Below are 6520 nucleotides of genomic sequence, written 5' to 3'. Positions count from 1 at the left end.
GGGGCCCCCCTTGCCCGCCCCCCCCGCGGGGGGGGCGCCCCCCGGGGGCGGGGGGGGGCCGGGGGGGGGCCCCCCCCCCCCGGGGGCCGGGGGGCCCGGGGGGCCCCCCGGGCCCGCCGGTCGGGCCGCCGGACCCTCCGGCCGGGACCGCGTCCGGGTGCCCGCGCGGACGCCGTCCCGCTCAGGAGGGCCCGGGGACGCGGGGCAGCCGGGACACCGGGGTCACGGCGGGCCCGTCGTCCGTCCAGCCCGCCTCCAGCACCACCTCCACCTCGTCGCCGGCCGCCCCCGGCCGGCCGGAGGTGGTGCTGGACAGCACCTGGGAGGTGCCCGGGTCGATGACCAGCGTCCGCCGGAAGGGCACGGGGGTCCGCACGGTGAAGGAGAACGCCTCGCCCGCCCTGCCCCGCACGTCGGCGGCCCGGCCCAGGTAGCGGACGTCCGGCGACTCGGCGAGGGCCCGGTAGGCGGCGGCGCGTACGGCGGGCGGGGACGGCTTGCTCCACAGCAGACCGCTCAGCGCGTCCGCCACGAGACCCCCGTCCACCGCGGCCCGGCCGGCCCCGCCGGTCCCGTGGGTCCCGTGAGCCATGCCGGCCTCGCCGGTCGTGTCCCCGATGCCCGCCGTGCCACCCGGCACGGTCCCGTCGCCGCCCGTCGTGCCGTGGTCCGTCGTGCCGGGGGCGGGCGGCTCCGCCACCGTCCCGGTCACCAGGTCCCGCAGCGCCCGCGGGTCGGACGGGAGGCCCTCGACCCGCCGCAGGGTCATCCCGTGACCCGCCATGCTGAAGGGCGCCTCGCCGGTGATCTCCGTGAGCTCGCCCCCGCCCGGGGACGTGGACAGCCTCGCCGGTCCGTTCCGCCACTCCGACGGGGAACCGTCGCGGCGCCAGGCCGCCTCGTCGGCCTCGCCCGCGGGACGGACCCCCAGCGCCCGGGAGGCGGTCCAGGCCCGGCCGTCCCGGGCGGCCCACAGCTCGGTCAGCCGCCACTCCACCACGCGGTACCGGTCCGGGCCGCCGCCCAGCGGTTCCGGCAGGGTCCGCCGGCGCAGCTTCGCGACGTGCCAGTAGGCGCCGGCCGCCGTCGTCCCCGCCCCGGCCCCGGCCCCGGCTCCGGCTCCGGACTCGGCCGAGGTGGCCGCCGCGAGCAGGATCGACCGCCCGGAGAGCCCGGCGGCCCCTGTGCCGGGCCCGCCGGATCCCGGGCCGCCGGACCCCGGAACCCCGGACGTCACCGGGACCGCGATCACCGCCGTCGCCGCCGCGACGGCGACGGCGAGGCCGGCGACCGCCATCGCCCACGGCGGCCGCGGACGGCGGGAGCCGCTCCCCGCCCCGATCCCGCTCCTCGCGCCGGCTTCGCCCTCCGCCCCGGCGCCGATCGCGGCATCCAGCCTGGCGCGCACCCGGGCCTCGGCGAAGGGGCCGGCCTGCGGCTCGCCGTACAGCTCGCGGACCCTCTCCAGCTCATCCACGACCGGCCTCCTCGGCGTCGAGCATCGGGTTGACGCCGCCGAGCGCGGCGCGGAGCTTCCTTCGGGCCCGGTTCAGCCGCGAGCCGACGGTCCCGTACGGGATGCCGAGAGCGGTGGCGATCTCCTCGTGGCTCAGTCCGGCCAGGGCGACCAGGAGCAGCACGTCACGGTCGCGACGGTGCAGCCCGGCCAGGGCCGCCGCCAGCTCCGGCCGCAGGCTCTGCGCACTCACCCGTACGGTGACCCGCTCCTCGTGGCCCGGATGGTCGGGGTCGGGGCCGTGCCGTCCGAGGGCGCGCAACGTGCGCACCTCGACGCGGCGGTGCCTGCTGACGAGGTTGGTGGCGATGCCGTACAGCCAGGCCCGGACGCCGGCGCGGGAGGGGTCGTAGCGCGCCCGCTTGCGGAACGCGGTGAGGAACGTCTCGGCGACGACGTCCTCCGCGGCGTCCGGGCCGAGCCGCTGGGCGACGTAGCGGTGGATCTCCCCGAAATGGGCGTCGAAGACCGCGGTGAACCGCTCCGGGTCGTCCAGGGGGAGCCGGTCGGTTCCGGCGTCCCCCACCGGTTGGGCGGCCTGGCACATCGTCGTCACGACGGTCTCCGGTCGGGTGCGGCCCTCGGGTCCCGTCCGGTGGATCCCCGTCGCGGCGAGGATCCACCGGGCGGACCCTGGGCGTGGTTCGGCGGTCACCCTTTCCTCTCCCGATCCGCCGCCGCGCTTTCACGCCCGTGCGGCGGTCGCCTTCCCGGGCCGGTTTCCCGGCATGCCTGCCTGTCCCACCGGCATGTCACAGCCCATCCGACCCGGCCCCGGCCGCGGTCACCCTGAACGGCACGCCCCGCACGGTGTCCTGAGGGGACCGTGCGGGGCGCACCCCGGGACGCCGCGGTGCCCGGGGAGTGCCCCGCACCGGGGCCGGAGTTCCGTCGGCGGGACGGCCGCTAGCTCCGCTTAGCTCCGCTTCCAGACGCGGACGTAGTCGACCTGGAAGTCCGCGGGGAACCGGGTGGCGGCGTCGGGGTCACCGAGCCAGCCGCCCACGTGGAAGGTGAACCGCAGGTGGTACGGCTTGCTGAACGCCGAGTCGAACCACGAGGTGGTCGTGCGGTCCCGCTGCCAGACCTTCCGGCCGTCGATGTACCACCGCATCACCCCGGGTTCCCACTCGGTGGTGTAGGTGTGGAAGCCGTCGCCAGGGTACCCGGTGGTGAAGGGGAAACGCTGGTCCTGCTTCACCTGGGGACTGTAGCTGTTGAAGATGGCCTGGGTGGCCGCCGCGTAGTACGCCGACCCGCCGGGCAGCTCCATGACGTCGATCTCACCGTTGGCGCCGTCCTCGGGGCGGAGCCAGAAGGCGGGCCACAGCCCGGTCGAGCCGGTCGGGCCGTTGGGCGACTTGGCCCGTACCTCGAAGCGCCCATAGGTGAACGAGAGCCGCTTCATGGTGGTGAGGTAGGCGGTGGTGTAGGCGCGGGTCTCCGAGCCGCAGGTGCGCGTCTCCTTCCGCGCCGTGAGGAAGAGCGACCCTCCCGAGACACGGACGTTCTCCGGCCGGTTGGTGATGCAGGCCCGGTCGAAGTCCACGCGGGTGTTGTTCCGTGCCTCCCACGTCGAGGTGTCCAGAGACGCGCCGTCGAACTCGTCGGCCCAGACTTTCGTCCAACCGGCCGGGCCACCGGTCGAGGAGGCCGTCGGCGTCGGGCTGGACGTCGGGGACGCGGTCGGTCTCGGCGTGGGGCTGCCGGTGGGGGGCGGCGAGGCGGTGGAGGAGGGGTCGTAGGTGATGACCAGACGGGGCCTGAGGGAGGCGGAGGAGTTCTCCCGGGAGGCCCAGTAGGTGCGGGTGGCGCGTGCCGTCTGCATGACGGTGAAGATGAGCTTCCCGTTGCCGCGGACGGCCTCGGAGACGTCCCAGGCGTTGTATCCGGCGGTGACGGCGGTCCTGGTGTCCAGCGCCGCACCCGGCGTGCCCCGGTCGGCCCATGAGCCGTCACCGGTGGCGTCCCCGGTCGTGGTGTGCGCCGTGGTGGTCGCGGTGTAGGCGTTCCAGGAGTACAGCTGGAGGCTCGCCCTGATGTTCCGGGCGCCTGCGGGAAGCCCGCTGACGTCGAACGCGACGACGGCGTCACGCTGTCCCCGGGAGTTGCCCTCGCACGTCGCGGGGCAGGTGGCGAGCGTCGTCTTGACGCCGTTGTCACCGTCCTGCGTCACCTGGGTGATCGTCGTGTCGGCGGTGCTCGCGACGGTGAGCGTCGAGGACGACGCCGTGCGGGCGGTCCCGGTGCCCGTCCACAGGGCGCCCGCGACCACCAGGGAGGACACGGACACGGCCAGGAGTTTTCTGGTTGACATGCTGCCTCGGTGAGCTGGGGGGAATGGTCGGCCCCGGCGGCCGTACGGCGCGCGCCGGAGCGATCCGCACGCGGTGGACGGCCCTCACCTGCTCCGTGGAGGCCGGTACCCGCCGCGGTCTGGAGGAGAACCATACTGTCCTCCTCCGGCCCGGACGGAAGAGGCGATCGACGGCTCCGAACGCGTACGGGCAAGTTCCGTGCGCGGATCGGCAAGGCGCGGACGGCTCCGCAGCGGTCGGCCGCGGGTTAAACGAACTGCGAAATGTCGGTGGGGCAGGCAAGAATGATCTCATCATGGTCATCTCACCTTCGCTCCCCTTCGCGGCCACGACGTCCCCCAACGGCGACATCGTGGTCTTCTACGTCGGTCCCGAGCCGCGCATGACGCCCGAGCAGGCGCTCGCGTTCGCCGACCGGCTGCGCGACATGGCCGCCGAGCGTCTCGCGCCCGCCTGATCCCGTACCTGCCCGTCGCGTGCCCCCGGCCGGTTCCGGGGTGTGCGGCGGTGATCCTTCCACCTCGCCCCGGGGGGACCGCCGTGTCCCCGGCGTGCCCTCCAGGGTCTCCACGCGGTCACCGTACTTCCTGAACCGGTAAAGGAAAGCCTTTTCCTGGATCGTCCGAAAGGCTTCCGAAACACGGGGTCAGGTGAAACTTTCACGTGCTGTTCGAGGTAGCGGCAGGCCCTATCCCGGATGTTTGACAGCTGAACCGGTTTAGTTCAACCATCCTCGTACCCCGCCGACGGGCCGCCGCGCCGACCGGTGTCCCGGCCGGGCCGCGGCGCGCCGCTCCGTTCCACGGGAGAGGCGCGCCGCCCGGGGCACCCCCCACCCTCGTACGCCCAGGAGATCGCATGAGAGATCATGGACGGCGCGTCAGAGCCACTCTGACGAGCCTCACGGCGGCGGTGGCCCTGCTGGCCGCCGTGCTGGTCGCACTGCCCGCCGCGCAGGCCGCCGCGGCCCCCTGCCGGGTGCTGTACCAGGTCGTCAACGACTGGGGCTCCGGTGGCACCGTCAACGTGACCGTCGTCAACGACGCCCCCACCGCCGTCGACGGCTGGACGCTGACCTGGACCTTCCCCGGCGGACAGACCGTCAACGACATGTGGAACGCCACCCACGTCCAGTCCGGCGCGACGGTCTCGGCGAAGAACGTCTCCTACAACGCCGCCATCCCCGGAGACGGCGGCTCGGCCGGTTTCGGCTTCAACGTCACCTACAACGGCTCCCCGGCCGCCCCGGCCGCCTTCACGCTGAACGGCGCGGCCTGCGGCGGCGGCACCGGCCCGACGACCACCCCCACCCCGGACCCGACCGTCACCCCCACGGCGACCCCCACGGTGACGCCCACGACCACGCCCACCGTGCCGCCCGGCAACCTGGCGCTGAACCGGCCGGCCGCGTCCTCGTCGAACGAGAGCTCCGCCCAGGGGCCCGGCCTCGCCGTGGACGGCGACCCCGGCACCCGCTGGTCAAGTCTCTACAGCGACCCGCAGTGGATCCGGGTGGACCTGGGCGTCGTCCGCCCCGTCGTCCACGTGACCCTGAACTGGGAGGCCGCCTACGCCAAGGGCTACCAGATCCAGGTCTCCGACGACGCGGTGAACTGGACGACGGTCTACAGCACCGTCACCGGTGACGGCGGGATCGACGACCTGACCCTCTCGGGCAGCGGGCGATACGTCCGGATGTACGGCACCGCCCGCGGCACCTCCTGGGGCTACTCCCTCCACGAGTTCGAGGTCTACGGCGTCGCGCCGAGCCCGTCGCCCACGCCCACCGGCCCCGCCTGCGGGCAGACGCCCGCCGACCAGGCCGCGAACTCCAAGGCCAGGAACCTCCTCTGCTACCTGAAGACCCACTCCTACATCAGCGGCCAGACCGACGCCCCCGACGCCGACCGGGTGAAGTCGCTGACCGGGCGCTACCCGGCCATGGTGGCCTTCGACTTCATGGAGTACACCCGGGGAAGCGTCCAGACGCAGAGCGTCATCGACTGGTTCGGCTCCCACCGCGGCATCGTGGCCTTCCAGTGGCACTGGTACTGCCCGCGCGGCGGCAACTACTCGGCGCCCTGCGACTTCGTGCCCGACCTCGACAACCCCTCGTCCAAGCTCTACCAGGACATCGACCTGGTCGTGCGGGAGCTCAAGAAGATGGGGGACGCCGGCATCCCCGTCCTCTTCCGCCCGCTCCACGAGAGCAACAACAACTACATGTGGTGGACCAAGAAGGGCGCCGACGCCTACAAGCGGCTCTGGAGGCTGATCTTCCAGCGCGCCCAGGCGGCCGGGGTGCACAACGTACTGTGGGTCTTCAACGGCATGGCCAGCGGGCAGGGCACGTCGCTGGCGTCGTGGTACCCGGGTGACGCCTACACCGACCTCGTCACCTCCGACTACTTCCAGAGCTCGGGCGACTTCAACACCTGCCGGTCCATCGGGAACAACAAGACCGTGGGCGTCGCGGAGACCTTCAGCCCCCTGAACCCGTCCTCCGACTCGCCCTGGCCCTACTTCGTCGTCTGGGCCTCGCGCGACTGGAACGGCAGCGGCAAGGACGTCCAGTCGCTGTGGAAGGCGTCGATGGCGAACCCGAGGACCATCTCCATCGACCAGCTTCCCGACATCACCAAGTGGTGAGCCGGGCCGGCCCGCCGTACGGCGTCATCGGGCGGTG

5 protein-coding genes are annotated in these 6520 nt (G+C 73.6%); 2 read left to right on the top strand and 3 right to left on the bottom strand.

Annotated elements, in window-relative coordinates:
- Window positions 1–181: 181 nt before the first annotated feature.
- The 3 genes from ACFYSC_RS02435 to ACFYSC_RS02425 all read right to left on the bottom strand — a co-directional run bounded on the left by ACFYSC_RS02435 (window position 182) and on the right by ACFYSC_RS02425 (window position 3833).
- A complete protein-coding gene (locus tag ACFYSC_RS02435; protein ID WP_389955504.1) occupies window positions 182–1477 on the bottom strand; it encodes a hypothetical protein in 1296 nt (431 codons plus the stop codon).
- Window positions 1470–2063, bottom strand: coding sequence for an RNA polymerase sigma factor (locus ACFYSC_RS02430; protein ID WP_389956318.1), 594 nt, complete (start codon window positions 2061–2063; stop codon window positions 1470–1472). Before ACFYSC_RS02430 ends, ACFYSC_RS02435 begins: the two co-directional genes overlap by 8 nt.
- 369 nt (window positions 2064–2432) lie before the next feature.
- Window positions 2433–3833 carry a family 16 glycosylhydrolase gene (locus ACFYSC_RS02425; protein WP_389955501.1) on the bottom strand — a complete coding sequence of 467 codons (1401 nt, stop codon included), beginning with the start codon at window positions 3831–3833 and terminating at the stop codon, window positions 2433–2435.
- 296 nt (window positions 3834–4129) lie between these two features.
- Between ACFYSC_RS02425 and ACFYSC_RS02420 the strand changes: the two genes are divergently transcribed.
- Both ACFYSC_RS02420 and ACFYSC_RS02415 read left to right on the top strand, forming a co-directional pair.
- Window positions 4130–4291: a hypothetical protein gene (locus tag ACFYSC_RS02420; RefSeq protein WP_179818717.1), complete on the top strand. Its 162-nt coding sequence runs from the start codon at window positions 4130–4132 to the stop codon at window positions 4289–4291.
- 401 nt (window positions 4292–4692) lie between these two features.
- The gene (locus ACFYSC_RS02415; protein ID WP_389955498.1) at window positions 4693–6483 is read left to right on the top strand and encodes a glycosyl hydrolase; all 1791 of its coding nucleotides are present in this window, start codon (window positions 4693–4695) and stop codon (window positions 6481–6483) included.
- Window positions 6484–6520 lie beyond the last annotated feature (37 nt).

Source organism: Streptosporangium sp. NPDC004379 (genome assembly GCF_042873875.1).
Taxonomy (GTDB): domain Bacteria; phylum Actinomycetota; class Actinomycetes; order Streptosporangiales; family Streptosporangiaceae; genus Streptosporangium.
This window is presented reverse-complemented; position numbering and strand designations above follow the sequence as displayed.